This is a genomic window from Corynebacterium sp. HMSC074C01 (genome assembly GCF_001814605.1).
In the GTDB taxonomy this organism is placed as follows: Bacteria; Actinomycetota; Actinomycetes; order Mycobacteriales; family Mycobacteriaceae; genus Corynebacterium.
In genome coordinates, this window is sequence record NZ_KV817279.1 from 24,046 (window position 1) to 51,008 (window position 26,963).

Consider the following 26,963-nt stretch of genomic DNA (forward strand, 5'->3'; position numbering starts at 1 on the left):
TTTAAACCTCCGTGCTCTTGATGTACTGCGTGATGTAGTCCTTCACCGCCGCGGCATCATTGGGCAGATCGGTAACGTGGCGCTCGGCTTCCAAGATGCCGGCGAAACGCTCAGGCACCTCTGGTTCGCTGCCGATGGCCTCCGCGATGGTCTCCGCAAACTTCACTGGCAGGGCGGTCTCGAGGCACACGATGGGCGTGTCAACGCCGTACTCATCCTGTACCGCGCGGGCGACCTTGATGCCGTCGGCCGTGTGCGGATCCACCAGCACGTTGTAGCGCTCGTGGACATCCTTGATGGTGGCCAGGCGGTCCGCGTGGGTGGAGGAACCAGACAGGAAACCGTACTCGGTGTGGGCGGCGTCGAGCGCCTGCTTGTCGACGTTGAACCCGCCTTCCTTCACCTTCGTCCCGAAAAGCTCCTTAATCTGCGCGGCATCGCGGCCCAGCAGATCGAAAGCGAAGCGCTCAAAGTTGGAGGCGCGGGAAATATCCATCGACGGCGAAGACGTCTTGTGGGTTTGCTCCGAGGAGCGCGGGCGGTAGCTGCCGGTGCGGAAGAACTCATCGAGCACGTCGTTTTCATTGGTCGCGACGATGAGGCGGTCGATGGGCAGGCCCATCTGGCGGGCGATGTGGCCCGCGCAGATATCACCAAAGTTGCCGGTGGGCACGCTGAAGGAGACCTTCTCCGTGTTTTCCGTGGTGACCTTGAGATAGCAGTTGATGTAGTAGACCACCTGCGCCATGAGGCGGGCCCAGTTAATAGAGTTGACCGCACCGATACGGTTTTCTGCCTTGAAGTTAGCGTCGGCAGATACCGCCTTGACCACGTCCTGGCAGTCATCAAAGACTCCATCGAGGGCGATATTGCAGATATTCGGGTCATCCAGCCCAAACATCTGGGCCTGCTGGAAGGGCGTCATGCGCCCGGCTGGGGTCAGCATAAAGACGCGGATGCCCTTGCGCCCGCGCATCGCGTACTCCGCCGAGGAACCGGTGTCACCCGAGGTAGCGCCTAGGATGTTGAGGGTTTCGCCGCGACGTGCCAGCTCGTATTCGAAGAGCTCGCCCAACATCTGCATGGCCATGTCCTTGAAGGCGGCCGTCGGCCCCTCAGAGAGGTGGCCGATGTAAAGGCCCTCCCCCAGCTCGCTGACGGGGACGATCTCCTCGTGGTCAAACTTCGGGTAGGTGTAGGCGCGCTGGGCAATCCCCTCGAGGTCCTCTGCAGGAATATCGTCCACGAAGAGCTTGAGCACCTCCGCGGCCAGGGCCGCGTAGCCGCCCTCAGCCAAGGTCTGGCGCCACTGGGTAAGGGTGGCGTCATCAATGCGGGGGTAAGTTTCCGGCAGGTAGAGGCCGCCATCAGGGGCCAGACCTCCGAGGAGAATGTCCGTAAAGGAGGCGGGCTGGCGGTCGGTATCGCGGGTCGAAATGTACTTCACCCCCTGCATCTTAGTTGGTGCCGCGTAAAGTATCAGCCATGTCGGTTCCTCATCCTCGCAATGTAATTACCACTAAGGCTCTCTCCGTGTGGGTAGCTGCGGTGTTGGTTTACATCGTGGCGATTACCGGCCGCACATCTTTTGGCGTAGCGGGGCTCGAGGCCATCGACCGCTTCGAGGTAGATGCCGCGCGCATTGCTGTTTTCACCTCTGTGCAATTGGGTATCTATTCACTGGCGCAGATCCCTACCGGCATGCTCATCGATAAATTCGGCCCCCGGCGCCTGCTCGTCATCGGTTCCGCCATCATGGGACTCGGCCAGGTGCTTCTCGGTTTTACTAGCAATTACTGGGTAGCCATTGCCGCCCGCCTGCTCATCGGCGCGGGTGATGCCACCGCCTTCTTGTCGGTGATGCGCATCCTGCCTTATTGGTTCCCGCTGCACCGCACCCCCATGTTCACCCAGGTCACCTCCTCGCTGGGGCAGCTAGGTCAGTTCATGTCCGCCTTACCTTTTGCCATGCTGCTGGGGTGGGGCGGATGGACCATGGCCTTCGTTACCTTGGGTGCGGTGGGTATTCTCATCGCCGTCGCGGCCGCGGTGGCGGTTGCGGATTCCCCTGAATCACTGGGCATCGTGCCCAAGCCGAAGGAAAAACCTAACGCGAAGCCGGAAAGCACAGCAGCGCTGCTATCCACCGTTTTCCGTTCTCCTGTGGCCTGGCAGGCGTTTTTCATTCACTGGATTGGTCTGGGAGCCACCAACGTGTTTGTCATGCTGTGGGGAGTGCCCTTGATGACCGCGGGCATGGATTTTTCTAAGACTAGCGCCGGCTGGGTCCTGACGTGGTTTAGCGTGTTCATGGTGCTGATTGGCCCCCTGCACGGCAGGTTATCGTCCCGGGCCAGGGGTTTCCGTCCGTGGCTCGCCTTAGGGTTTGTGGCTATCCACTGCGCGGTATGGGTCCTGTTCTTCCTCTTCGGCGGCAGCTACCTCTCACTGTTCATCCTCATCAGCCTGGTGGCCCTGTGCACACCGGTGGCAAATTATGGATTCGACATTGTCCGCGAAAACCTGGATCGCCGCGTCGTCGCCACGGCGACGGGGCTGGGAAACATGGGCGGCTTCATCGCCACGGTCATCGGCGCCCAGCTCGTCGGTATGGTGTTGGACCACTTGGGCAACGGGCCCGACTACCCCTTCCATGATTTCCGGCTCGCCGCCTGGGCGGTCTTTGGGGTGTGGTGCATTGGCATCGTGGGGGTTCTCATCACCCACATCCTGCGCAGCCGGGGCGAGGAGGAAGGACCGCACGCCAGAATCGTGCAGGTGGGTTAGCACAGGGCTGGACTACTGAAAGGCCAAGGCACTCAACGGCGCCTCAAGGGGCAGCCCATTGGCCACTTCAAAGACCCCGAGCCCACCGCCGATGGGGACGAGAATGGCGATGCTCACTCCCACTGCGGTCCTGAGCAGCTCGCGTAGTTTTCGTCGTTTCTCCACCTCAACGCACCAACCTTTATCGTTTCGTTATCTGTGCGTGTGAGCTTAAGAGCCGCGGCTGCCAGACAGATCCTCATTGACTGCGCATCACCTGCCAGTCCCTGTGGGCTCCGTACCAACAAGCTCAACCGGTGGGGTTCACCAGGCTTATTCGGCTGGGGTGGACTCCACAAAAATAGGGCCATCCACTGGGGCGACGACACCGGCATCAAAGGCGGCAAGCACGCCCTTCGCATCATCCTTCGTGATGGCGCCCGCCTCCACGGCCTTCTCCAGATCCGCCTCAAGCATCTGACGGGAGCGGTACCTATCCGACGCCACCGACAGGAGTCCGCGCGGCACTGACTCCGATGGAATCCCTAGTGCTTCCGCCAGCGAGACAATGCGATCATTTTCAGCCGGGTCAAGCTCGGCGCCTGCCGACGGATCCTGCGGGACACCGCCGTTGACCACCTGCTCCACCGTCAGCGCCCCCTCCGGCACCTGGTGCCGCTCTGTAGCCCACCAGCCCGCGCCAACAGCGGTGATGACTGCTACCACCACGAGGACCCATACCGCGATAATCTGCTTGGACTTCACGGCCATAAGTCTAGACTTCTCTCACATTCGCGGCTTAATCCGCGCGGGGGCCAAAGGTGCCAAAAGAATTTCCGTGCGGCGGGTGCGGTGAATCGAGGCGCTCGGACAGAGCATCGATGATGGAGCGGATGGTGGACTCCGCCACGGAGCGATCCAGGCTGGTGCGGCGCGGGGCCTCAGGCTTCGGCTCCGTAGGGGTAACGCGGGGCTTGTCGACGTCCAACCGCATCACCGTCCCCTCCACGCTCAGCGCGGCGGCGGGGTCGCACCCTGCGGCGCGGGCGGCGGAGAGGAAGGCGTCGAGATCAGCAAGAGTGGCATCGTTCAAGTCGAGGGACAGGTTAAGGCTCATTGCGTAACTCCTTTTCGAGGCGTGGGAACTATGTTTGTTCACTGCCACCTAAGGCTATCGGCTGCTCCCCTGATAGAACAGGGGCTCGCTCCAAAGTCAGGGAAAGATCCGGGTGAGCTCAGGGTGCGGGTCAGGGGCAAAGCAACTGCCTTCTGCTAGTCATGCTCGAAGGACTCTGCCTCACCCCAGAACACCTCATCCACGATTTTCCGCGCGTGCCGGGTCACCTTGAGGTAGTGCTCCAAGAATTGCTGATTGCGCTCAGGTTCCCACCCGGCCGCGCCGGCCACCTGCGCCAGCTGCGGGCCCGGTGCCGGAAGCTGGTCCACGCGCTTGCCGCGCACCAGCACCAGCGCATTGCGGGCATCGGTGGCCAAGAGCCAGGCCTCCCGCAGCTCCTGTACTTGCTCGACAGGGATAACCTCATTGTCCTCGAGGGCATCCAGCACCCGCAGCGTGGACGGATCATGCAGTGCCGGAACCTCGTGGGCATGCATCATCTGAAGCAGCTGGACGGTCCATTCGATATCCGTCAGTCCGCCGCGCCCCAGCTTGGTGTGGGTATTGCGGTCGGCGCCGCGCGGGAGGCGCTCGTTATCAACGCGCGCCTTCATTCGGCGGATATCACGAATGGTCTTCTCGCTCACGCCCTTCGGCGGGTAGCGGAAAGCATCCACCATGCTGAGGAAACGTGTACCGACTTCCTCATCCCCCGCCACGAAGGCCGCGCGGAGCAAAGCCTGCATCTCCCAAGGCTCGCCCCACTGCGAGTAATAGCGCTCATAGGATTCGATCGAGCGCACAACTGCTCCTGAGCGCCCCTCGGGCCGCAAACCCAAGTCCACGTCCAAGGGCGGATCCCCGGAAGGTTTTGCCAGACGGCGGCGCAGCTTCTCAATGATGCCGATGGCCCAGGGCAGTGCTTCCTCCTCGGCGTTTTCTCCGGTTGGCTCCGCCACCACGATGACATCGGCGTCGGAGCCAAAGCCCAGCTCCATGCCTCCGAGCCGGCCCATACCAATCACGGCGATGCGGGCTGGTGGTTCGGCATCGTCATTGCCCAGCCTCCATGCTCTGACCTCGGCACGCAGCGCGGCCTCCAGCACAGCATTCCAGATGGTGGACAGTTCAAAGCACACCTGTTGAACCGGCAGGAAGCCCAGCAAATCGGCAGCGGCGATCCGCGCCAGCTCTACGCGGCGAAGGGCTCTAGCGACCGACACGGCCTTGTCCGGATCAGCGTGGCGCTTGGTGGAATTAATCAAGGCAGAGGACACTTGCTCGGGCTTGGTTTCCAACAGCTTGGGCCCTGCCGCGCCATCGGAGAGCTGCTTGACGACGTCCGGCGCGCGAATAATCAGCTCCGATGTGAAAGGCGAGGTGCCCAAAATCTTCATGAGGCGCTGGCCGACAACGCCTTCGTCGCGAAGCATGCGCAAGAACCACGTCCGGTCATAAGCTGCCTCAGAAAGCTTGCGGTAATTCAACAGGCCCATGTCTGGGTCAGCGGTGTTGGAGAGCCACTCCATCAGCGTTGGAAGCAGGATGGCCTGAATGCGGGCCTTGCGCGACTGCCCCGCTGCCAGGGAGGTGAGATGCTCGAAGGCGCGGTCCGGGTGGCGATAGCCCAACGCCGCCAGCTGCAGAAGTGCCGCTTCGCGGGAGAGTTTGAGTTCGTCCGCCGACATCGAGGCCACGGAATTGAGCAGCGGGCGGTAGAACAAACGCGAGTGGAGCTCAGAGATAAGCAGTCGAATCTTCCGCAGTTGGATATTCATCCGGTCCGCTGCCGACTGGTGCCCCTGCGGGTGGAATCCTGCATTGATAGCCAGCCATGTAAGCGCTGAGCTGTCGTCTTTCTCCGGCAGCGTATGAGTCCGGCGGAAGCGCTCCAGCTGGAGGCGGTGCTCAAGCAAACGCAAAAATTCGTAGGCCTCGATAAGCTGGGTGCCGTCTTCACGTCCCACATACCCGGCGCGCACCAATGCTGCGAGTGCATCGACCGTGGCAAGCGTGCGCAGCGATTCATCCGAGCGTCCATGTACCAACTGCAACAACTGGACGGCGAATTCCACGTCACGCAGACCGCCCTCCCCCAGCTTAAGCTCGCGAAGGCGCATCTCCTCTGGGACATTATCCAGCACGCGGCGGCGCATAGCTTGAACGTCTTCCACGAAGGACTCCCGCTGCGATGCAGTCCACACCATCGGCCCGATCTGTTCCAGGTAGTCCTTACCCAAGGGCAAATAGCCGGTTTGCGGCCGTGCCTTCAGCAGCGCTTGGAACTCCCAGGTTTCTGCCCACCGCTTGTAATAGGCCACGTGCGAATCCAGAGTTCGGACCAAGGCGCCGGACTTGCCTTCCGGGCGCAGGTTGGCGTCAACCTCGAAGAAGCAGGCTGAGCCAATCCGGTTGAATTCTGATGCTAGACGGGTAATCCGTGGCGTGGCCTCCGAGCCCACGAAGATCACGTCCACGTCGGAGATGTAGTTCAATTCGCCCGCGCCGCACTTGCCCATCGCGATGACGGCCAGCTGCGCATCGAGTGCCTCGTCCCCATAGACCACCCGGACCGCACCGGCGAGTGCTGCCGTCAAGGCGGCATCTGCGAGGGCCGTCGTCAGCCTGGTGACTTCCCGGAAACCTACTCGCGGCTGTGGGCGTGACTGCCCCTTGCGCGAGTGGAAAGTACCTGCGAGGTCATGGGCGGCAATGCGCATCATCAGCGTCCGGTAGGCCACTTTGAGCGATGCTTTGTGGTCCCCCGGTGCTGCCCGGTAGGTGCCGGGAGACGTCAGGTCGGGGCTGGCGGTGTCAGGCTGGCCTGGTTGCTCAACGTATGTCGCAGGTTCCGCCTCGACCTCTGTGAGTAGTGTGTGCAGCATTTCGGTAGGCGTCGGCAATGGCCGCTGCAGTTCTTGCCAGGTTTCTGGATTCGCAGCGAGATGATCACCGAACGCCGAGGAGCCACCCAGCAGGGCGATGAGCCGCACCCGAAATGTTTCGTCCTCGCGCATCGCCGGGCCAATCTCAGGCGCTCCCTCGACGATCCTCATCAGCGTGTTGAGGGCCATATCGGGATCACCGGCACCGGCCAATGTCCACAGCAGCTCAAGGGACTCCGGATTGTCCCACCCGAGCTTGGACAGATCCTCCGCAGCAGTGGGCCGGGTCAGACCAAGAGTAGCTGGGGACGGTACTGATGCTGGACGCATGCTTCTCCTAGAAGTTCAGGTTGTTGCGCAATTCGAATGCGGTGATTTGCTGCTGGTACTCATGCCACTCGTCCCACTTTGAGCGCAGGAAGTACTCAAAGACGTGCTCGCCCAAGACCTCCGCCATAAACTCGGAGCGCTCGAATTCTCGGAGGGCTTGGTCCAGGCTGCTGGGCAGATCCTTATACCCCATCGCACGGCGTTCGCGGCGGGTCAGCTGGTGGACGTCATCCTCAGCAGGGTCCCCTAGCTCATAGCCTTCTCTGATTCCACGCAAACCAGCGGCAAGGAGCACCGCGTATCCCAGGTAGGGGTTCATCGCTGAATCCAGCGAGCGGATTTCAACTCGGCGCGACATTTCCTTGGAAAGACGGTAAGTGGGCACTCGCACCAGCGCAGAGCGATTAGAAATTCCCCACGTCACTGACCCTGGGGCCTCGCTGCCAAACATCAGGCGCTTATAGGAGTTGGTCCACTGATTGGTGATCGCCGTCATCTCCACTGCGTGCTCGAGAATGCCGGCGATGAACTGCCGCCCTGTGCTGGACAGAGAAATCTCATCATCAGGGTCATGGAAGGCGTTGGAGTCTCCCTCGAAAAGGCTCAAGTGGGTATGCATGCCCGAGCCCGAGCGATTCTCAAAAGGCTTGGGCATGAATGTCGCGTGCACGCCCTGCTGTGAGGCGACCTCTTTGATGAGATAGCGGAACGTCATGATGTGGTCTGCCATGGACAGCACGTCAGCATGACGCAGATCGATCTCCTGCTGGCCAGGTGACGTTTCATGGTGGCTAAATTCTGTGGCGATTCCCATGGATTCCAGCGCGTACATCGACCGGCGCCGGAAGCTTGGAGCATTATCGTGCGTGGCTTGGTCGAAATAGCCTCCGTTATCAGTGGCAATGAGCTTGTTGATATCGCGGGCGTCTTCAAGGAGATAAAACTCAATCTCAGGAGAAGCTTTACACGTGAATCCTTCATTGGCCGCCTCGGTGACCTGACGGCGCAAGATGTGACGCGGGTCCACCAAGGAAGGTTGCCCATCGGGCTGGGTAATGTCGCAGAACATGCGCGCCGAAAGGAGCTCGGGTTCCTCCTTGTCAAAGGGCATGATCTGGAAAGTTGAAGGGTCCGGCATTGCGATGGTGTCCGCCTCCGAAATGCGGGAGAACCCTTCCACGGAAGAGCCGTCGAAGCCAACACCTTCCTCGAAGGCGGATTCCAACTCTGAGGGGCTCATTACCACCGATTTCAGCGCCCCCAAGATGTCAGTGAACCAGAGGCGAATGAAGCGGATATCGCGTTCTTCAACTGTACGAAGGACGAATTCGTGTTGGCTGTTCATGCTTTAAACCCTACCGCCGCGCGCCGAAGCCACGGAGAAAGTTTCTTCTTTTGCCCCCGCACTGCGAATTGTTAGCCCAGTTGGCAAGAGTATCTCGGGGGCAAATTTTTTCGACTCTTCCGACCCCTGTCTGCATCACGTGCTTGAATGGCCCCACAACCGAACAGATGTACCCATAAAGAATGATGAGGAACAGCCATGAACACACACCACGCAACCCTGAGTCAACGAGGAATCGAGCTCATTAGCCAAGCAGCCCAGCAAGGATGGTCGCCTAAGGACCTGCTCCACGTCGTGGGTAGCTTTTGCCACCCACTCATTTATCGCGCCGCCCCTCATGTTCCCGCACAGATTAGTTCCACTGCGCTGCGCAAGGAATGGTTGAGCATCACTCCGCCTGCCTCAATGACCATGTCTGCTGATGACCTCATGCAACTTATTGAAGCAATCAGCTTCCTGCCGCCCCTTCGGGACGTTGATGTGTTGGCAGCACAAAGAAAGAACTCTCAGACATCCCGCGGCAGCAAGGAGAATAGAATCCGCGACAAAATCACTCATCTTCTGCGAAAAGCAGAATCCACCCCTTACGAAGAAGAAGCCAGCGCGCTCATCGCCAAAGCCCAGAGCCTTCAACAGCGGCACCGCCTGGAAGGGACACTCACCGACTCCTCGGGCACTGTGGTGTCCACCCGAATCCATATCAACGCGCCCTATATCAACCACAAGACCACGCTCCTCAGCGTCATCGCGGATAGGAACGGATGCACTGCCCTCCAGCTTCACCACAAAGGGATCGTCGCCGTCATTGGCGCTGAGGAGGACGTCCGCCACGTCACCGAACTTTTCGCTTCACTCCTGCGGCAGTGCGAATGGCACATGCACCACGGTGAGCACGCCGAAAGCGCGCGTCAGCATGGCAATGTAGCTTCCTTTCGCCGAAGCTTCATCCTGTCTTATGCCACCCGCATCGGCGAGCTCTTAGAGGAAGCAAACGCGACGCTGGAGTCTCACGAAGCTGAAGCGAAAGGCTCGGCATCACGCGGCTGCAACGCACGACAAGACGAAGTAGCCCTGGCACAGCAATCGCTATCAGCCGTGGAAGAACGCCGACGCAAAGCAGAAGCAGTGACCGATAGGTTCTTCCCGAATGCACGCACAATGTCCTTGGCTGTACGAAGCCACACGGGAATGACTGCCGGCGCATCAGCTGCAGAAAAGTCTCACTTGGGAGGTGACTCCTCGGGGCTTAAAGGACGCCGCCAACTCACCCGCTAGAGGCGATCATCAGCTGGCACATTTTACGCTAATAGCCAGGTAACCTAGAAGGCAGTACTGAGGTTTGATTCCTCCTCTTTTATAATTTCGCTCCCCCGACGAAGGTGTGTACATGTCTCCAAAGACGTTCCTTGAAATCGAAGCCAAGTTCGCTGTGGATGAGACCACCCCCATGCCGGATCTCACCCACATCGATGAGGTCGCCCGTGTTGCAGAAACCCGCCACCACTCGTTGTCCGCGATTTACTACGACACCAAGGATCTCCGCCTTACCCATGCGAAGATCACGCTGCGGCGACGCACCGGTGGAAATGACGATGGATGGCACATCAAGATTCCCGGCGCGCAGGGACGAACTGAAATCCGCGCGGAACTGGGTGAGCCCGTCGACGGCAAGTACGAGGTTCCGGATGAATTGCTCCACCAGGTCCGCTCAGTGGTCCGCAACCAGCCACTTGAGCCCATCGCCCAGGTGGATAACAACCGCACCGAATTACTTCTCGTTGACGCGGATGAGCAGCCAGTTGCTGAGTTCTGCGATGACCATGTCACCGCATTCTCCTTCCTGCCGGGCGGCTCCCAGAGCACGTGGCGTGAGTGGGAAGTAGAGCTTGCCGGGGAACTGCCGGGTACTAAAGCAGGCAGCAAACTGCTACGGCATGCCACATCCCTACTGATCAGTTCTGGGGCTCGGGTTTCCTCCTCGCCGTCCAAGCTGAAGTCTGCATTGGGAGATTCCATCAACAACGTCGAGCTTCCCCCAGCGCTTGCTGCATCAAACGTGGAGCCGGGCTCACCCGCGGCGGCAGTCGTGGAGGCGTTGAAGGCCAACCGAGACAAACTCGTCGAGTTTGATCCGCGCGTTCGCCGTGATGAATGGGATTCGGTGCACCAGATGCGCGTGGCTACCCGTGAATTGCGCAGCCACTTGCAGACCTTCCACGGCATTGTGGTGGGCCCCGAAATCGAGCGCATTGAGTCAGATCTGAAGGAACTTGCGGCCATGCTGGGCGTCGCCCGTGACGCCGAGGTTGTGGAAGAACGCTGGCAGAACCTCCTCGCGTCAGAGGACTCCGATGTTCTCGATGAAGCTACCCGCGAGCACATTGCTCACGACATGGGCCGCGCCTACCGCCGTGCGCATCGTCGCGTTATCGCTGCACTTGATTCCGACCAGTACTTGGCTCTGCTCGATGCGCTGGATGCTTTCCTTGCCAATCCACCGGTTGCCGGGGAGGACGCATCCGCTGACGCAGATAGCACGTCTGCAGATAGCGGGGCGGAAGATGCTGCAACTATCGATACGGCATCCCCAGAGCCCGCTGAGGCTCACGAGGCAGCAAAGGACTACGAGCCGAAGCACGCCAAGCCGGATTCGGAAGACGAGCCCCACGATCTCGATACGGTGATGGCTCTGCACCTGAAGCAGGCTTATGACAAGTTGGTCAAGCGCCACAAGAAGGCCGTCTCCAACTGGGATAACACCGAGCTGACGCTGCATGAGCGTGAAGAGTACTTCCACGACATGCGCAAGGCAGCAAAGAAGCTGCGCTATGCCGCGGAAGCTGCTGGATCCGCCACCACGTTGAAGACGAAGAACCTCTACAAGGCCTGCAAGCATATGCAATCAGTCTTGGGTGACTTCCAGGATTCTGTAACCTCTCGCGATAAGTTGCTCGAGTTGGCAGAAACCGCACGCCGACGCGGTGAAGACACCTTCGGTTACGGCCTTCTCTACCAGCGTGAGCGCGTCATCGGGTTGGAAACACTCAATGCCTACTCGGATAGCTTCAAGGCCATCAAGTCTGCGTTCAAGCCGCTGCGCAAGAAGCTGCGCTAGCCGGCTGGTTTTGCTCCGCTAGCCTTCCCGTGTTGCAAGGCAGCGATCAGAAGCGGCCCACACCTTCACGCCTATGCGGTGGTGTGGGCCGTTGCTATTAGCGGAATTCTCAAGCAGGCTTCAACATTGGCCTGTTAGGACTTCGCAGTATGGTGCTTAGTAATCGTCCTCGGCGGCGTCCTCAGCATCAGCAGCAGCGGTACGAGCTTGCGCGATTTCAATGGCGCGCTCGGCCTCCTCGCGGGAATCATAAGGCCCCATGCGGTTCTCCCAACCAGACACCTTGCCCTGGGATACTTCACCGGTTGACGGGTCATAGAACCACTTGTTGTCGGCTTCAGCCATAATCTTCTCCATTCTTTTAAGCTCTCATTCAGTGCACCCCACACTACAGACCGCCTGCAGGCAACGCCCGTTAGAATAGATAGGTCACTTAGTCCTGCTTTTACTTTTAGGCAGGACATCGCCACCAGCAAAGGAGAACCTTCCCGATGCCCCTGTGGACTGCCCCTTCGACCCCGGCCGTCGACCGCGTTCGCGCCGCACACCGCGAAAACGTGGGTGCTGACTCCGCGCATGTCGCCAGCGCCCCCGCCACTTGGGCACTCATCGGCGAGCACATCGACCACTACGACGGCATCGCCATCATGGGACTCGCCGATATCCGCGCGGCAACAGCTGTCAGCCCCCGCAGCGACGGACTGGTCAAGGTTCGCCTAGAGCACACCAACGGCGAAACCGTTGAAGACCAGATTTCCCTCGAACAGGTTTCTGCTCTTGCCGCGCAGCAGCAGCCCAGCGTCGATTCCGAAGGCCAGCCCATCGACCCCCCTGCACCCGAAGGGGCCATCGCTGCGCGCCTCGGCGGCATCATCTACACCATGATCAACCGCCAGCTCCTTACCCGCGAAACAGCTGGTGCCGATATCACCGTGGTCAACGATATCCCCGATTCAACCGGTCTCGGTGCCGCCGCAGCCATCGACATCGCCACCGCTTTGGCGTTGCTCGGCACCGCGGATGATCTGCATGACGCCCCGCTGCGTGCCCGCATCGCAGAGGTCTGTTCCCAAGCCGTTGGCACCTTCGCGCGATTCCCCGCACTGCGCGCTCGCCACTCCGCTGCCCTGCGCGGCGCAGGTGAGTCCATCACCATCATCGACTACGCCGACGGCTCCGTGACCCAGGCGCCCCACATGATCAACAAGGACATTGCGGCTTTCGCCTTGGCCGTGCCAGGGGATGCTGATTCCGCTGAGGCCGTGACGGAGATTCGCGCCCGCGAGCGTTTCATCGACGCCGCCTGCCGCGCCTTCGGCACGCCGTCGCTGCGTTTGTTGCCGGATGCGCCCCAGCGCGTCCTCGAGTGGCTGGCTGCGGTCCACAAGGTGCACGGCACCGAGAACCAGCCGACCATCGCCCAAGCCACGGCATGGCTGACCTTCTACTCGGAGGAAACTGAGCGCGCCGAAGGCATTGCTCGTGCTTTGCGCTCCCGCCGCGGCACCGAGCTTTTCCCACTTCTCACGCAGTCGCAGTCTGCCTTGGCCACCGTCTATGGTTTCAACTCCGCAGAGAAGCTCGCGCAGCTGGCCACCGCCCGCGGTGCCGTCGCCTCACGCTCTGCTCACGCCGGCACTTCCTCCGCGGTCATCGCCTACGTGCCAAGTGCCAAGGCCACAAACTTCGCGGCCGACTTGGCCGAGGACGGCCTTCTTGTCGTCCCGCTTACTGCCGGAAGCCCAGCAATCACCGAGGACTAGTCCGCCGGCCACGCAAAAAGCACATCGCGCTCCTCAACGTCGGACTTAACCAAGGACACCATCGTTTCTTTGCCGGTCTCCGGGTGGCCCACGGCCTGCCCCATCACCGGTGGGTCTAGCACGAAGAGCCGTGCTTTCTCGCGCTTTATCCCACCATCAACCACGACAGCTTCGAAGTTGGTGCCAACCCACGGCTCCAGGACCGTCGCCTCCGTCAGGTTCAAACAGGCCTTATCCACCTGGGAGGCCAGCTGCGATGTCGAGCGCATTGTGGAAATGACATCCCCAGCGCGCTCGCGCACCCACTGCGGAACCTCGTAGCCGCCGCTGAGTGCTAAGCAGACCTCCGTGGCGAAGCGGTCCACAAGCCTCCGCAGCGGGGCGGTCACGTGCGCATAGTAGCCGCCGATTCCCGCGTGCACGTCCGCCTGGCCATCCTCCAGCCACACGTAGTCCGCGCCGCGCAAAAGCCGCTGGGCCTCACGCATCACGGCCATCCCGCGCGGTGAATCCGCATCCACGGAATGGAGGAATTCCGAGATGCTGCGCTCCCTCAGCTCGAAGCCCAGGGCCTCCGCTTCCAAGCGAAAAGTTGCCTCGGCCTCCGGGGTTGCCGCCGATAGGGTGCGCAGGAAACCAACTCCACGTGATTCCATCAGCCTCCCCGCGCACATTCCGGTGAGCAGGGAAATCTCCGAGTTATAATCCATCACCTCATGCCGCGGCTCCATGACCAGCTCGTAGTGGCCTTTCTCCCCATCGCTGCTTTCGGATACGCGCTGCGAGGGAATGCGCAAGTTGATCGCCTCGCGGCGTAGTGAAGAAGCCTGGCGCAGCTTTCCCACCTCCGGCAGCAAGGCGATCGAGGAATGCAAAGTGCCATTCTCCAAGTCCGCGTGGACCTGGTCATAGTCCAGCCGGGCGCGGCTGCGCACGAGTGCGCGCTCCACCGAGAAGTCCTCCACCTCACCCGCAGTGTCGAGGTCGAAGGTCCAGAGGACGGCGGGCCGGTCAACGTCGGCAAGCAGCGAAGCACTGTCCTCCGAGAGCTCCGCCGGGTGCAACCGCGCCGGTTCATCCGGCAAGTAGATGGTCTGGCCGCGCTTCAGGGACTCGGTCTCCAGCGCGGAGCCCGGTTCGATAAAAGCGGCAACATCGGCGATGGCATAAAGCACGCGGTAACCGCCCTCGCGCGCCTCAATGAAGACGGCCTGGTCCAAGTCCTTGGAGCCGGCCGGATCGATGGTCACCAGGGGGATGTCCCGGGCGTCGCGGCGCTGCTCGGCATAGCAGTCCTGCGCGGACGCTGCTTGGGCGGCGACTTCCTTTGGAAAGTCGGTCGGAACGGAAAACTCCTCAGCGATGGGCCGAAAGTCCAGGGGCGCGGCATATAGTTTCATGCCGCCCCATTGTTCCAAAAAAATAAAAGTGTAGGGCGCGAATGAGCCAACCTATAAGCCGGATTCTGTGCCGCGCACGCAGCGCGGTGGCAAACATCCATCCAGGCCAACCGTTGCCAGTTGGCTCAAGCAGCTACCTTCAGGCTTCGGCGAGCAACCTACTAACGCCTGATCGGGCCCGCTAGCGTGGCGGGCCGTGATGCCTTGCTCCCAGTGGGGTTTACCCAGCCACCGCCATCACTGACGGTGCTGGTGCGCTCTTACCGCACCCTTTCACCCTTACCGCGTGCCCCACGCCGCGCCGAAACGCAGTGGAGGCACGCGGCGGTCTACTCTCTGTTGCACTTTCCCGCGGGTCACCCCGGGTTGCTGTTAGCAACCACCGTGCTCTATGGAGTCCGGACTTTCCTCGGCCCGCGCCTAGTCCCATAACGGGACCGGTTCGACGGAACGCGTTTGCCCGGTCGGCTCATTCGCGCCTGTTAGTTTATCGCAGCGCGCCCAGATGCCCCACATCGTTGAAACGGTGCAGGGTGCTGCCGCCGTCGAAGAATTCGACCTCGCTCACAGAAGCTAGTTCCAGGAACAGGTGGTTGGGGGTTTGCGGTCCGGAATCGAGGGCCTGGCGCACGAAGGACTTGATGGGGTTGACGTGGGAGACCACGAGAACGGTCTGCCCCTCGTAGCGCTGCTGCAGCTTGCGGCGCGCAGCACTGACACGGCGGTGCACGGCGCGCAGGGACTCCCCTCCCGGGCAGGCCACGGAGGTATCTTTCAGCCAGCGCGCGTGGAGCTCGGGGTCAGCGGCATCGGCTTCGGCGAAGGTCTTGCCTTCCCAGCGCCCAAAGTCCACCTCGATAAGGTCCTCGACGGTTTCCACGCGCAGGTCACGGCCCTCCACCACGGCCGCGGCCGTCTGCTGGCAGCGGCGCAGCGGCGAGCACACCACGGCATCGATGTGGGTATCGGCCAAGGCTTGGGCGGCGGCGAGCGCTTGCTTCTTGCCCAGCTCGGTGAGCTCGGGGTTTGCGCGCCCGGAGTACTGCTTGGCGGCGGACATCGCCGTCTGCCCGTGGCGCAGCAGGATGAAGCGGGTGGCCGGGCCACATTCGGAGCGCCAGTCAGCCGAGGTTGAGGACGCCGTGCTTGGCGACGTCTCTTCGTCTCCGGCCTCCGACTCAGCCGCAGTGCCAGCGGCTGCAGGCTCAGGCGCGTTATCCGAGCCGCCTACGACACCCACGGGCTCGCCCTTCGCGGCGGCATCCATGGCCACGTTGGAAAGCTCATCGGCCACCGAGTTCTTGGCGCGCGGGACCCACTCGAGGCTAAAGCGCGGAATCTGGTTGAGCAGGCGGCGTGCCTCGATGGCGAGTTTCTGCATGTCCGGGTGCTTGATTTTCCAGCGCCCGTTCATCTGCTCCACCACGAGCTTGGAGTCCATGTAGAACTCCACCTCGTCTGCGCCCAGTTCCACCGCTGCCTCAAGGCCACGCAGCAAGCCGTGGTATTCGGCCACGTTATTGGTGGACTTCTGGCCCACGACGTAGGCGATTTCCTTGAGCAGCTGCGAACGGTCCTCGTTGTAGACCGCCGTGCCAGAACCGGCTATCCCGGGGTTGCCGCGGGAGCCGCCATCAGCAAAGATGACTAGCTTCATGAGGCCGAGCGCACCAGGTAGGAGCCGCAATCAGAGCACTGCGGAAGTTCGTCGGCCGCCGCGTTGCGCACCGCGTTCTGCTCGGCCGGCGGCAGAATGATGAAGCAACCGCCGCAACCGCGCCCGGTGAAAGCAGCGGCACCCACACCGTTTTCTTCACGCACGGTCTCGTATTCTTCCAAGACATCCGCGGGCAGCTGCTCGCGCAGCTCGCCGATGCGCACCTGCGGGTCCGGGCGGTTCGCCGCGGCCTCTTGGGCAGCCTCGGCCGCACGCTTGAGCACTTCGAGCTTGCGCTCAGAATCGGAGACCTTCGCGCCGTGGACGTCCAGGTTGGCGCGCAGTGCGTGGATTTCGTTGTGGGCTTCCTGCAGCTCGCTCATGAGATCCGCAATGCGAGACTTAGCCGCGTAGAGATCGTGCTCAAGGTCCTTGCGGGTCTCCGGATCGGTCGCGGCGCCAAGCTGTGCCTTGTCATCGCGCTCGCGCTGGCGCAGCTTACGCTCATCAGCCTGAATGCGCAGGATTTCCATCTCCATGTCATCGACGGCGAGCTGGGCGGAGCCGGAGGCGTCGACAAGCCGGGCGTGTGCAGCCTGAGCCTTCTCGTATTCCTCTTGCTCCGGGATGGTGGGAGTTCCACCGTGTGCCTGGGAGCGTTCGAGGGTGGCCAGCTCCAGCAGGATGTTCTGCAGGTCCTGTGGCAGTTTCATTTAGTTCTCCTTATGCGCAGAAATCGTCCATGGGTCGGTGCGGACATCGATGATCTCGGTGTTCACGCGCAATGCGTCCTCCACAATATCGCGCGCCTGGGCAGTCCAGGGAAACTCGCTGGCCCAGTGAGCGGTATCCACCACGGCTGGGCCCTCCGGCTTAGCCAGGTGCGCGGCGCGCAGGTGCTCATCTACCGGGTGGTGGCGCAAATCGGAGGTGACATAGACGTCCACGCCGAGCGCGGCCGCCTGGTCCAGGAAGGAATCCCCCGAGCCGCTGGAGACGGCCACTTTCTTCACCATGCGCTCCGGGTCGCCGGCCGCGCGTACTCCCCATTCAGTTTCCGGAAGGGCATCGGCCACCCGCTGGGTGAATTCGCGCAGCGTCACCGGCTCCTCCAGCTCGCCCACGCGCCCTAACCCCAAGGCCTCATCGAGATTCTCATAGGGCTCCACCGGGACGATGGGGCGGCCGGGCTTGATCCCTACGAGCTCAGCCAACTTGTCGTTGACACCCGGGCGGGCTTTATCCGCGTTGGTGTGCGCGGCCAACAGGGCCACGCCGTTGCGAATCAGCGTGTGGATGACCTTGCCCTTCGGTGTATCCGCTGCCACCGAAGTCACCCCGCGCAGAAGCAGCGGGTGATGCACCACGAGCATCTGCGCGCCGAGTTCCACGGCCTTGTCTGCCACCTCCTGGGTGCAGTCCAAGGCAAAGGCCACGGTATTCACCTCGTCCGTGGGGTCACCGCACACCAGGCCAACGGCATCCCAGGGCTCGGCCAGCTGCGGCGGGTAGGCCTCGTGGATCACGCGGCGGATCTCGCCAACGGTCGTTCGTTCTGCCATCTCGTTTGCTCCTTATACGGCTTGAGGTTTCACGTCAGTCGCGTCGCTGCTATATCCTAGCTTTCGTTCGCCAGCGCACCCCTCTAGCTTAAGGAGACTTTGCATGACGCCTCCGGAGAACGACAACCAGCTCCACATCGTCTTCGTGTGCACGGGCAACATTTGCCGCTCACCCATGGCGGAAATCATTACCCGCGATGCCATGGAGACTGACATGCTCGATCTCCTCGCCCGCGTGGACTCCTGCGGCCTCGGTGGCTGGCACGTGGGCCAGGGCGCGGATGAGCGCGCCGTCGCTGAGCTGCGCCGCGGCGGCCACGATGGTGCCGGCCACCAGGCTGCCCAACTGGGCGAAGAGCACATGGACGCAGACCTCTTCGTGGCCATGGACGCCGGCCACCGCGATGCCCTTTTGGATCGCGGCATTCCGCAGGAGAAGGTGCGCCTCATGCGCAGCTTCGATCCGAGCTCCCCGGAAGATGCCAGTGTGGAGGATCCTTTCTACGGCACGGAAGAGGATTTCGCCCGCACCCGCGAGGAGATTGATGCCGCCGTTCCGGGCCTACTCGAGTGGATTAAGACGAACCACGGCTAGATAATTTTTTGCGGCTACTAGACTGATCATCATGCTCAAGACATTCCTCAAGCCTGGGTGGGTGCTCTTTCTCATCTTCGTCGTCGCCTTTTCCTATTTCTCTTTCACGGTGCTGGCACCATGGCAGCTGAATAAAGACGACCAGATTGTGGAGCGCAACCACCTCATTGAGGAAGCCTATGAGGCCGAGCCCCAGCCGGTCACCGAGGTCTTTGCTGAGGATGGCTCCTTGCACAAGGAGTGGGAACGCGCGGAGCTGACCGGCCACTACCTTCCGGAGGATGAGGTCCTCTTGCGTCTGCGCCCGGTGGAGTCCGCCCCGGGCTTCCAGTCACTGGTCCCCTTTGAAACCGAATCCGGTGAGACCTTCCTGGTCAACCGCGGCTGGGTGCCCACGGATGAGGGCAATTCCGTGCCCCAAATCGATCCGGCCCCCAACGACAAAGTCACCATCGTGGGCATGGCGCGCTACAACGAGCGCGAGCACTCCTCCTCCCCCATTGAGGAGCAGGGATACACCCAGGTCTACTCCATCAATACGGAGCAGATAGCAGAGCTTGTCGACGTCCCCCTCGCCCACGACTACCTCCAACTCTCCCCCGAGCAACCCGGTGAGCTGAATGCGCTGCCGGTGCCGAAGCTGGACCGCGGCAATCACCTCTCCTACGGCTACCAGTGGATCGCCTTCGGCGTGATGGCGCCGCTGGGCTTCGCGTACTTCGTGTGGTCAGAGATTCGGGAGCGCCGACGCGCCCGCGAGGAGGAAGCCCTGATGGCTGAGGCCACTGCGGCAGCTATTGGCACAGGCGCCGGCTCCCCCGATGCGGCCGCGGACGCCGATATCTCTGAGCACGAGGAGCCTTCCGGCGAGCACTCTGATGCTACGACGCCTGCGGCTGCCACGCAGCCTTCGCGCCGCTCCCGCTCACGCTATGGCTCCGCCAAGCCGGACTTCTACGAGAGGATCCGTGAGCGCGGTCAGGAGCGCTACTAGCCTCGGCCCCCAAAGGGGACGATCATGAACGCGATTACACGGACGCGAGAAGCGACCGAAACCGAGATTTCCGACAGTATTCTTGAAGCCGCTGGCTGCACCGCTGAGAACTGCCTTCTCAACTGGGACGAAGACATGGGCCTGACCCCGGAAAGTAGACGCGTCGGGGGGGAGGTTAGGCCCGATCGACACTCCCCACTAGAGCAAAAAGCATCTTTCGCCCAAGCGCAAAGGCTTCCTTCTCATTCACGCCCGACGCTACTAAATACGGGTCAATGCGGATACCGATGCACCTTCCTGTGCTCGAACCAGGCCCAAATCAAAGAAGCCAAGAACAACAGTGGCGTAACCCACGCCAGACGATGCCACCAATGTGCTCCAAAGTATGATTCATCAGCACTTAGTCCTGCTAGATAATTGATTACAAGCGTTGCGATGAACAGCACTACAACGACAGTAACGCTCCACCAGTAAGCCGCGCTTTTCTGTTTACGCATCAATGCCATCCTCCTCAATACATGTTTGCTGTTTTAGCGCGGGTTTGTGTGGTTAGTCTTCTCCCCCACCCGGATTACATCGTTCGGCTATTGTTCTAGGAAGCTTCACTTTTGAGGTATACCCTAACCAAACACTAATTCCGGAACCATACCAAGTGTTCGCTAGGGTTAAACCCTGACCACCCCCCCGAACGCCAACACACCCGACTCAAAGCAGCCGGAGCAGTCCTCATCTGCACCGACCACCAAAGCGGCCTTCGCCCTAGAGCACCCGCGGGCGCCCTCCGAGCACGACGAAACCCCTCTCCGGCTTAACGGAAAGGGGTTTCATTTTGTGCGGCCTGAGGGGATCGAACCCCCGACCTACTGGGTGTAAACCAGTTGCTCTTCCAGCTGAGCTAAAGCCGCAGTGCACTTGGTGTGCTCGAACAAGATTAGCCCATAGGCACCCGCAGCAACAAATCGGGGTATGATTCGCCGCTGCGAATGTCGCCTGAGCAGGTATATCCTGCGATTATTCCTTAGGGCTTCTTGGTGTAGCCACGGGCCACAAGGCACGAACCCTGCCACTCGCCGAGGCGCTCGGCCTTGGTCTGTACGAGGCCGGCCAGCTGTGCGGATTCGGAGATCTCACCCGGCTCCAGGTTGCCCGGCTTTCCAGCGCCCGGGGTCAGCAGCCAGATGCGGCCGGAATCACCCAGGGGACGGGTGGCATCCACCAGCCCATCGACCAAGTCGCCGTCCTCCGCGCGCCACCACAGCAGCACAAGGTCACACAGCTCGTCGGTCTCCTCCTCGAGGAAGTCCTCCCCCAACACGTCCTCGATGGACTCAGAAATCGTGGAGTCACAGTCCTCGTCCCAGCCAAGTTCCAGGGCAATCTGGCCCTCCTCGATACCGAGCTTGGCTGCAAATCCCGTCACTCGCTGAGTTCCTTCCGATGAAGTCGTTGATGTCATGCAGAGTATTTTAACGTCTACGGTGCACTTTTTCGCGTCGAACCGCCCCCGATCTTGCCCAGAGGTGGACATTTTCCCCCATAAAACCACCCGTGGGGGCCTCCGAGTGACCCACCTTGAAAGGGGCGCGTATCCTAGAGAAAGATCTTTGTACTACGAACCAGGAGGATTTAATGGCCGACTTGGACGCCCACAACGGCGACTCCAACTTCCCCATCGTTCGCGATGGCGTGGCAGCATACCTGCATGACTCCGACCCAGAGGAGACCCGCGAGTGGATGGACTCCCTCGACGGTCTTCTCGATTCTTCCGATCCGGAGCGCGCACGCTACCTCATGCTGCGTCTTCTCGAGCGCGCTACCGCAAAGCGCGTGCCGTTGCCGTCCCTGACGTCCTCGGATTTTGTCAACACCATCCCCACCTCCCTGGAGCCGGAGTTTCCGGGCGATGAGGAGTTGGAGAAGCGCTACCGCCGCTGGATCCGCTGGAACGCGGCCATCATGGTGCACCGCGCACAGCGCCCGGGTATCGGCGTCGGCGGACACATCTCTACTTACGCGGGCGCTGCCCCGCTGTACGAGGTGGGCCTGAACCACTTCTTCAAGGGCAAGGATGATCCCTCCGGCGGTGACCAGGTCTTCTTCCAGGGTCACGCTTCCCCGGGTGTCTACGCCCGCGCCTTCATGGAGGGCCGCCTGAGCGAGGAGGACCTCGATGGCTTCCGCCAAGAGCACTCCCGCGGTGAGGGCAATGGCCTGCCTTCTTACCCGCACCCGCGTCTGATGCCGGACTTCTGGGAATTCCCCACTGTGTCCATGGGCCTTGGCCCCATCAACGCCATCTACCAGGCACGCTTCAACAAGTACCTGGAGAAGCGCGGAATTAAGGACACCTCCAAGCAGCACGTGTGGGCCTTCCTGGGTGACGGTGAGATGGATGAGCCGGAGTCCCGCGGTCTGCTGCAGATGGCCTCCCTCTACGAGCTGGATAACCTGACCTTCGTGGTCAACTGCAACCTGCAGCGTCTCGACGGCCCGGTGCGCGGTAACACCCAGATCATTCAGGAGCTGGAGTCCTTCTTCCGCGGTGCCGGCTGGTCCGTCATCAAGATTGTCTGGGGCCGCGGCTGGGACAAGCTGCTGGAAGCCGATAAGGACGGCGCCCTGGTCAACATCATGAACACCACGTCTGATGGTGACTACCAGACCTTCAAGGCTAACGACGGCGCCTACGTGCGCGAGCACTTCTTCGGCCGCGATGAGCGCACGCTCAAGCTGGTGGAGGACATGTCCGATGATGAGATTTGGGCACTGCGCCGCGGCGGCCACGACTACCGCAAGATCTACGCCGCATACGACAAGGCGCTGAGCTACGCAGGCACCGGCCGCCCGACGGTCATCCTGGCCCACACCATTAAGGGCTACGGCTTGGGCCACAACTTCGAGGGCCGCAATGCGACCCACCAGATGAAGAAGCTGACGCTGGAGGATCTGAAGCTTTTCCGCGATAAGCAGGGCATCCCGATCAGCGACGAGCAGCTCGAGGCAGATCCGTACCTGCCGCCGTACTACCACCCGGGCAAGGATGCTCCGGAGATCAAGTACATGCTGGAGCGTCGTAAAGAGCTGGGCGGCTTCCTGCCGGAGCGCCGTGAGAACTTCGAGACTCTCACCGCCCCGGATCTGTCCAAGCTACGCTCGGTTCGCAAGGGTTCCGGCAAGCAGGACGTTGCCACGACCATGGCTCTGGTGCGTACCTTCAAGGAGCTCATGCGTGACAAGGAGCTGGGCAAGCGCGTCGTTCCGATCATTCCGGATGAGGCCCGCACCTTCGGTATGGACTCCTGGTTCCCGACTCTCAAGATCTGGAACCCGCGCGGCCAGAACTACGTCCCGGTGGATCATGACCTCATGCTCTCCTACCGCGAGGCTGCCGACGGCCAGATTCTGCACGAGGGTATTTCTGAGGCTGGTGCTGCAGCGTCCTTCACCGCAGCAGCGACGTCCTACGCCACCCAGGGCGAGGCGATGATTCCGCTGTACATCTTCTACTCGATGTTCGGCTTCCAGCGCACCGGCGATGCCTTCTGGGCTGCCGGCGACCAGCTGGGCCGCGGCTTCATCATTGGTGCGACCGCCGGCCGCACCACCCTGACCGGTGAGGGCCTGCAGCACATGGACGGCCACTCCCCGATCTTGGCGTCGACCAACCCGGCCGTGGAGGTCTACGACCCGGCCTTCGGCTACGAGATTGCCCACCTGGTTCCGCGCGGTATCGAGCGCATGTACGGCGAGGACAACGAGCCGATCATGTACTACATCACCGTGTACAACGAGCCGGTCAAGCAGCCTGCCGAGCCGGAGAACCTCGACGTCGAGGGCCTGCACAAGGGCATCTACCACTACAACACCGCCGAGTCCGGCTCCATCCCGGCCAACATCCTGGCTTCCGGTGTGGGCATGTACGAGGCCCTGCGCGCACAGGAAATCCTGGCTGAGAACTACGACGTCAAGGCTTCGCTGTTCTCCGTCACTTCCTGGGTCAAGCTGGCTCGCGACGGCGCCGCCCGCAACCAGGAAGCACTGCGCAAGGGCGTTGAGCCGACCGAGGCATTCGCCACCTCCCAGCTCAAGGGCTTCGAGGGACCGTTCGTCGGTGTCTCCGACTTCGCCACGGACCTGCAGGAGCAGATCCGCCCCTACGTCCCGGGTGACTACATCGTCCTAGGCGCAGACGGCTTCGGCTTCTCTGATACCCGCGAGGGCGCCCGCCGCTACTTCAACACCGACGCCGAGTCCATCGTCGTCGGCGTTCTCGAGGGCCTGGCCCGCGAGGGCAAGGTGGAGCGCAGCACCGTGGAGAAGGCAGCTCGCGAGCTGAAGCTCGATGACCCGACGGCCACCACCTCCACGTCCTCCGATGAGGACTAAGTCTGACGAGGAATAAGGCTTAGAGCGTCAAAGCCCCAAGCCCTCCAGCCCCTTCTGCCCCACCTCGGGCAGGAGGGGCATTCTTCTTGCTTTAAGTCCAGGAGCCAACTGTCGTTGTTGCCAAAGTTCTGCCCAGATCTTGAATCAGAGCCTATAACTTTGGCAGGACGGGCAGTTCGACCACCACAGGAGGCCCAGTCAACGCTAATACAAGGCCCAGCAGCCACCAGCAGCGAGGACTAGCTGCCGAGCACGCGATCGAGGACCCGGCCCAAAGCCTTGGAGACCTCGCTGGGCTCTTCCAAGATGACCATGTGGCCGGCGCCGTCGATGACGGTCAGGGTGGAGTCCGGCCAGTGGCGGGCAATGACCTCTGATTGGCGGTGCGGGGTCACAATGTCATGCTCGCCCACCACGATCTCCCCCGGCACGCTGCGCAACCGGGCCGTAGCACCAAATTCGGAGTGCTCCACCAAGTCATCGAAGAAGCCCGCGTAACTCGACATCGGGGTATCCAGCAGCATCGCCACGTGGAACTGCAGCTTGTCCATCTGCGGGAAGCCCTGCAGCAACGCTGCAAAGGCCGGGGCGATGAGTGCCGCTGCCTCGAAGCGCACGCGGTTGAGCCGATTCGGCAGCTTCAGGCAGGCGCGGTAGACCATGCCCAGCGTCTTCGATTCCAAGACACGCGCCACGCCCTCGGCTGCAAAGCGCTGCATCGAGGTGGCCACCAGCGCCATTCCCTCGACGCGCTCAAAGACATCCCGCGGTGCGCGGCGCAAAAGATTCAGCGCAATCATCCCGCCCATCGAATGCCCGAGGAGCACCAAGGGCCCCTCGGCGGCGCGCTCGGCAATGACGGCCAGCACATCATCGGCCGCGCCCCGAACCGTGCACTGCGCGGGGGCGACGTGGGTGGATTGGCCGTGGCCGCGGACGTCGACAAGCAAGCAGCGCACCGATGGGTAGTTGTTGCGCACGTCGTTGACCTGGGAGTAGAAGCTCTCAGCCGACAGGCAGTAGCCATGGATGAAGACCGCGGTGACCTCCGCATCCTGCGGGCCCACCTCATACCACGCCACGCGCACGCCGTCGTTATCCACGAAACCGGAGTCAGTCACCCCAGTCAGGCCCGGCTCTGTCGTGAGATCATGCAGCTCGTTGTGGACGGTATGCTCGACAGCGCGCATGCGGGGGCGGGCCCGGCGCGACCAGCTGCGGGCGATGGCGGAGGAACGTGCTCGAATAACCATGACATTTCAATACTAGACTGGGCCCCATGGCTAATGACCTTTCAGCGCAACTCCAAGCCCGCTTCGGCTCCACACCGGCAGAAGAGCAGGACTCTGCACCCGCCGGGGACGCATACAGCGAGCTCACCCGCCTCATCACTAAGGTGACCGGCGTGGAGGAAGGCCTGGAGCGCGAAGCGAATTTGGAGGACCTGGGGGTTGAATCACTCGAGCGCATCGAATTAGCCGTGCGCCTCGAGGAAGCCTGCGGGGTCCGCCTCAACGAAGAAACCATGCTCTCCGTCACCACGGTGGGCGAGCTTGCCGAGTACTTGGAGGAACACTCGTGATTTCTTATCTTTCGGACATGGACGGCGTCCTCATCAAAGAAGGGGAGATGATTCCCGGCGCGGATAAATTCATCCAGGCGCTGAAGGATAACAACATCGAGTACATGGTGCTGACCAACAACTCGATGTCCACCCCTCGGGACCTGTCCGCACGTCTGAAGAACACCGGCCTGGACATCCCGGCGGAGCGCATCTGGACCTCGGCGACGGCCACGGCGGCCTTCCTCTCCAACCAAGCGGGGCTGTCCACGGCTTATGTCGTGGGCGAGTCTGGCCTGACCACCGCGCTGCACGAGGCCGGTTGGATTCTCAATGACCGTGACGCGGACTTCGTGGTCTTGGGTGAGACCCGCACTTATTCTTTTGAAGCCATCACCACGGCTATCAATCTCATCCGCAACGGCGCGCGGTTCATTGCCACAAACCCGGATGTTACGGGCCCGGCACCGCAGGGCGTACTCCCGGCCACGGGTGCAGTCGCAGCACTCATCACCGCAGCTACCAACCGCGAGCCCTACTACGTGGGCAAGCCGAACCCGGTCATGATGCGCAGTGCGTTGAACAACATCGGCGCGCACTCGGAGAATACCGTCATGATCGGTGACCGCATGGATACCGACGTCAAGTCTGGTCTGGAGGCCGGCATGCGCAGCATCCTGGTGCGCTCAGGTATCAGCGATGACCGCATCATCGAGCGCTATCCTTTCCGCCCGACGCGCATCATTGACTCCGTGGCGGACCTGCCGGAGCGCATCTTCGATCCCTTCGAGGACTAGGGCTTAGACCGCACGCTTGACGACGCCCCGAAACCCATACTCCCCCGCCAGCATCTCGACCGCGCGGCCCAGCGCTTCTAATTCGCTGGGCGTTCCGGTGAGCACTTGCTGGCAGCCGATTCCGGCGCAACCGGCGTTGGCGGCGGCCGCGCTACCGAGAGCGCGGCCGCTCATCGGATCCCATACTGAATCGCGGCGCCAGCGGGTGCACCATTGGGCGGTGAGTGGATCATCGCCGGGCACAATGAATTCGCTTTCACTGCGAATACAGCGCGCCATGGCGCGCTCGATGGCAGGGCGCAGGCTGCGCGGCATGCCTGAAATCTCCAGCACGGCAGTGCAGACCTCACCGCAGGCGCGGTTGGGCCAACTATCCGCCGGGCTGCCAAGTGGGGTGGCTGAAGCGGCCGGCGCGGCGGCACCGGCTAGCTGCGGGTGAACGCGTTGATTCACTCCTTAAACTCCTTTGACGTGCGAGTGATGGCACGCCGGCATACGCCGACGCAAGACGAGCTTCGTCTTCCCCTACGAACTTGTCTTCATCACGTCACTCGCGCCGAGGCGCGAACACCGCCTGGTGCGGCCTCAGTATGTGGCCACGCGGTGCGTCGTTGTGTGCCCACAATTTTCCCCCGCCACTTGGGCCACAACAACCCTCAACCTGCACTTAAGCCCCCCACAGTCTCAACA

Annotated in this window: 22 protein-coding genes, 1 tRNA gene and 1 other RNA gene; 9 read left to right on the forward strand and 15 right to left on the reverse strand. The window is 61.7% G+C overall.

The window, feature by feature from the left end; all coding sequences use genetic code 11:
- Position 1 precedes the first annotated feature (1 nt).
- Positions 2 to 1,447 (reverse strand): threonine synthase, encoded by a 1,446-nt coding sequence (gene thrC / locus HMPREF2978_RS06320; protein ID WP_070744670.1) that lies wholly within the window; start codon positions 1,445 to 1,447, stop codon positions 2 to 4.
- Between the two features lie 38 nt (positions 1,448 to 1,485).
- Here thrC and HMPREF2978_RS06325 point away from each other — a divergent pair, with 38 nt between their 5' ends.
- Positions 1,486 to 2,787, forward strand: a complete 1,302-nt coding sequence (locus HMPREF2978_RS06325; protein WP_070744672.1) for an MFS transporter — start codon at positions 1,486 to 1,488, stop codon at positions 2,785 to 2,787.
- A gap of 312 nt (positions 2,788 to 3,099) precedes the next feature.
- Here HMPREF2978_RS06325 and HMPREF2978_RS06330 read toward each other — a convergent pair whose 3' ends face one another.
- The 4 genes from HMPREF2978_RS06330 to HMPREF2978_RS06345 all read right to left on the reverse strand — a co-directional run bounded on the left by HMPREF2978_RS06330 (position 3,100) and on the right by HMPREF2978_RS06345 (position 8,443).
- Entirely contained in the window at positions 3,100 to 3,537 is a 438-nt protein-coding gene (locus HMPREF2978_RS06330; protein WP_070744674.1) for a hypothetical protein, read from the reverse strand.
- 28 nt (positions 3,538 to 3,565) lie between these two features.
- Complete coding sequence (locus HMPREF2978_RS06335; RefSeq protein ID WP_070744676.1) at positions 3,566 to 3,883, reverse strand: hypothetical protein; 318 nt, start codon at positions 3,881 to 3,883, stop codon at positions 3,566 to 3,568.
- A gap of 155 nt (positions 3,884 to 4,038) precedes the next feature.
- A complete protein-coding gene (locus tag HMPREF2978_RS06340) occupies positions 4,039 to 7,098 on the reverse strand; it encodes a bifunctional [glutamine synthetase] adenylyltransferase/[glutamine synthetase]-adenylyl-L-tyrosine phosphorylase (protein WP_070526533.1) in 3,060 nt (1,019 codons plus the stop codon).
- Positions 7,099 to 7,105: 7 nt separating this feature from the next.
- Positions 7,106 to 8,443: a glutamine synthetase family protein gene (locus HMPREF2978_RS06345; protein ID WP_070526530.1), complete on the reverse strand. Its 1,338-nt coding sequence runs from the start codon at positions 8,441 to 8,443 to the stop codon at positions 7,106 to 7,108.
- Positions 8,444 to 8,641: 198 nt separating this feature from the next.
- Between HMPREF2978_RS06345 and HMPREF2978_RS06350 the strand changes: the two genes are divergently transcribed.
- Both HMPREF2978_RS06350 and HMPREF2978_RS06355 read left to right on the forward strand, forming a co-directional pair.
- On the forward strand, positions 8,642 to 9,718 hold the full coding sequence (locus HMPREF2978_RS06350; RefSeq protein WP_070744678.1) for a DUF2786 domain-containing protein: 1,077 nt from the start codon (positions 8,642 to 8,644) through the stop codon (positions 9,716 to 9,718).
- A gap of 112 nt (positions 9,719 to 9,830) precedes the next feature.
- Positions 9,831 to 11,558, forward strand: coding sequence for a CYTH and CHAD domain-containing protein (locus HMPREF2978_RS06355; protein WP_070526524.1), 1,728 nt, complete (start codon positions 9,831 to 9,833; stop codon positions 11,556 to 11,558).
- A gap of 156 nt (positions 11,559 to 11,714) precedes the next feature.
- On the opposite strand, the gene HMPREF2978_RS06360 is transcribed toward HMPREF2978_RS06355, so the two are convergent.
- On the reverse strand, positions 11,715 to 11,903 hold the full coding sequence (locus tag HMPREF2978_RS06360) for a hypothetical protein (protein WP_012715171.1): 189 nt from the start codon (positions 11,901 to 11,903) through the stop codon (positions 11,715 to 11,717).
- A 146-nt stretch (positions 11,904 to 12,049) separates the two neighbouring features.
- Here HMPREF2978_RS06360 and HMPREF2978_RS06365 point away from each other — a divergent pair, with 146 nt between their 5' ends.
- Positions 12,050 to 13,321 (forward strand): galactokinase family protein, encoded by a 1,272-nt coding sequence (locus HMPREF2978_RS06365; RefSeq protein ID WP_070526521.1) that lies wholly within the window; start codon positions 12,050 to 12,052, stop codon positions 13,319 to 13,321.
- On the opposite strand, the gene HMPREF2978_RS06370 is transcribed toward HMPREF2978_RS06365, so the two are convergent.
- The 5 genes from HMPREF2978_RS06370 to HMPREF2978_RS06390 all read right to left on the reverse strand — a co-directional run bounded on the left by HMPREF2978_RS06370 (position 13,318) and on the right by HMPREF2978_RS06390 (position 17,940).
- Positions 13,318 to 14,721 (reverse strand): RNB domain-containing ribonuclease, encoded by a 1,404-nt coding sequence (locus tag HMPREF2978_RS06370; RefSeq protein ID WP_070744680.1) that lies wholly within the window; start codon positions 14,719 to 14,721, stop codon positions 13,318 to 13,320. The genes HMPREF2978_RS06365 and HMPREF2978_RS06370 overlap by 4 nt on opposite strands.
- 38 nt (positions 14,722 to 14,759) lie before the next feature.
- Positions 14,760 to 15,193, reverse strand: an RNA gene (gene rnpB, locus HMPREF2978_RS06375) — RNase P RNA component class A.
- Positions 15,194 to 15,208: 15 nt separating this feature from the next.
- Entirely contained in the window at positions 15,209 to 16,378 is a 1,170-nt protein-coding gene (locus HMPREF2978_RS06380) for a bifunctional RNase H/acid phosphatase (protein WP_070526515.1), read from the reverse strand.
- A complete protein-coding gene (locus tag HMPREF2978_RS06385; RefSeq protein WP_070526512.1) occupies positions 16,375 to 17,091 on the reverse strand; it encodes a zinc ribbon domain-containing protein in 717 nt (238 codons plus the stop codon). The genes HMPREF2978_RS06380 and HMPREF2978_RS06385 overlap by 4 nt, the downstream gene beginning before the upstream one ends.
- Positions 17,092 to 17,940: a Nif3-like dinuclear metal center hexameric protein gene (locus HMPREF2978_RS06390; protein WP_070526509.1), complete on the reverse strand. Its 849-nt coding sequence runs from the start codon at positions 17,938 to 17,940 to the stop codon at positions 17,092 to 17,094. It abuts the gene before it with no gap.
- Positions 17,941 to 18,043: 103 nt separating this feature from the next.
- Here HMPREF2978_RS06390 and HMPREF2978_RS06395 point away from each other — a divergent pair, with 103 nt between their 5' ends.
- Positions 18,044 to 18,535, forward strand: a complete 492-nt coding sequence (locus tag HMPREF2978_RS06395) for a low molecular weight protein-tyrosine-phosphatase (RefSeq protein ID WP_070526507.1) — start codon at positions 18,044 to 18,046, stop codon at positions 18,533 to 18,535.
- Positions 18,536 to 18,566: 31 nt separating this feature from the next.
- On the forward strand, positions 18,567 to 19,529 hold the full coding sequence (locus HMPREF2978_RS06400) for an SURF1 family cytochrome oxidase biogenesis protein (RefSeq protein ID WP_070744681.1): 963 nt from the start codon (positions 18,567 to 18,569) through the stop codon (positions 19,527 to 19,529).
- Positions 19,530 to 20,361: 832 nt separating this feature from the next.
- On the opposite strand, the gene HMPREF2978_RS06405 is transcribed toward HMPREF2978_RS06400, so the two are convergent.
- Together HMPREF2978_RS06405 and HMPREF2978_RS06410 are read right to left on the reverse strand one after the other, a co-directional pair.
- Positions 20,362 to 20,434 (reverse strand) — tRNA-Val (locus tag HMPREF2978_RS06405).
- 113 nt (positions 20,435 to 20,547) lie between these two features.
- Positions 20,548 to 20,985, reverse strand: coding sequence for a DUF3052 domain-containing protein (locus HMPREF2978_RS06410; RefSeq protein WP_046647091.1), 438 nt, complete (start codon positions 20,983 to 20,985; stop codon positions 20,548 to 20,550).
- A gap of 173 nt (positions 20,986 to 21,158) precedes the next feature.
- Here HMPREF2978_RS06410 and aceE point away from each other — a divergent pair, with 173 nt between their 5' ends.
- Positions 21,159 to 23,915, forward strand: a complete 2,757-nt coding sequence (gene aceE / locus HMPREF2978_RS06415) for a pyruvate dehydrogenase (acetyl-transferring), homodimeric type (protein WP_070447484.1) — start codon at positions 21,159 to 21,161, stop codon at positions 23,913 to 23,915.
- A 239-nt stretch (positions 23,916 to 24,154) separates the two neighbouring features.
- Here the strand turns inward: aceE and HMPREF2978_RS06420 are convergent, their stop codons facing one another.
- Positions 24,155 to 25,168: an alpha/beta fold hydrolase gene (locus tag HMPREF2978_RS06420; RefSeq protein WP_070447487.1), complete on the reverse strand. Its 1,014-nt coding sequence runs from the start codon at positions 25,166 to 25,168 to the stop codon at positions 24,155 to 24,157.
- A 26-nt stretch (positions 25,169 to 25,194) separates the two neighbouring features.
- On the opposite strand from HMPREF2978_RS06420, the gene HMPREF2978_RS06425 reads away from it, so the two are divergent.
- A complete protein-coding gene (locus HMPREF2978_RS06425) occupies positions 25,195 to 25,497 on the forward strand; it encodes an acyl carrier protein (RefSeq protein ID WP_070447489.1) in 303 nt (100 codons plus the stop codon).
- Positions 25,494 to 26,273: an HAD-IIA family hydrolase gene (locus tag HMPREF2978_RS06430; RefSeq protein ID WP_070447492.1), complete on the forward strand. Its 780-nt coding sequence runs from the start codon at positions 25,494 to 25,496 to the stop codon at positions 26,271 to 26,273. The genes HMPREF2978_RS06425 and HMPREF2978_RS06430 overlap by 4 nt, the downstream gene beginning before the upstream one ends.
- A 3-nt stretch (positions 26,274 to 26,276) precedes the next feature.
- Here the strand turns inward: HMPREF2978_RS06430 and HMPREF2978_RS06435 are convergent, their stop codons facing one another.
- On the reverse strand, positions 26,277 to 26,726 hold the full coding sequence (locus tag HMPREF2978_RS06435) for a hypothetical protein (protein WP_070744683.1): 450 nt from the start codon (positions 26,724 to 26,726) through the stop codon (positions 26,277 to 26,279).
- Positions 26,727 to 26,963: the final 237 nt, after the last annotated feature.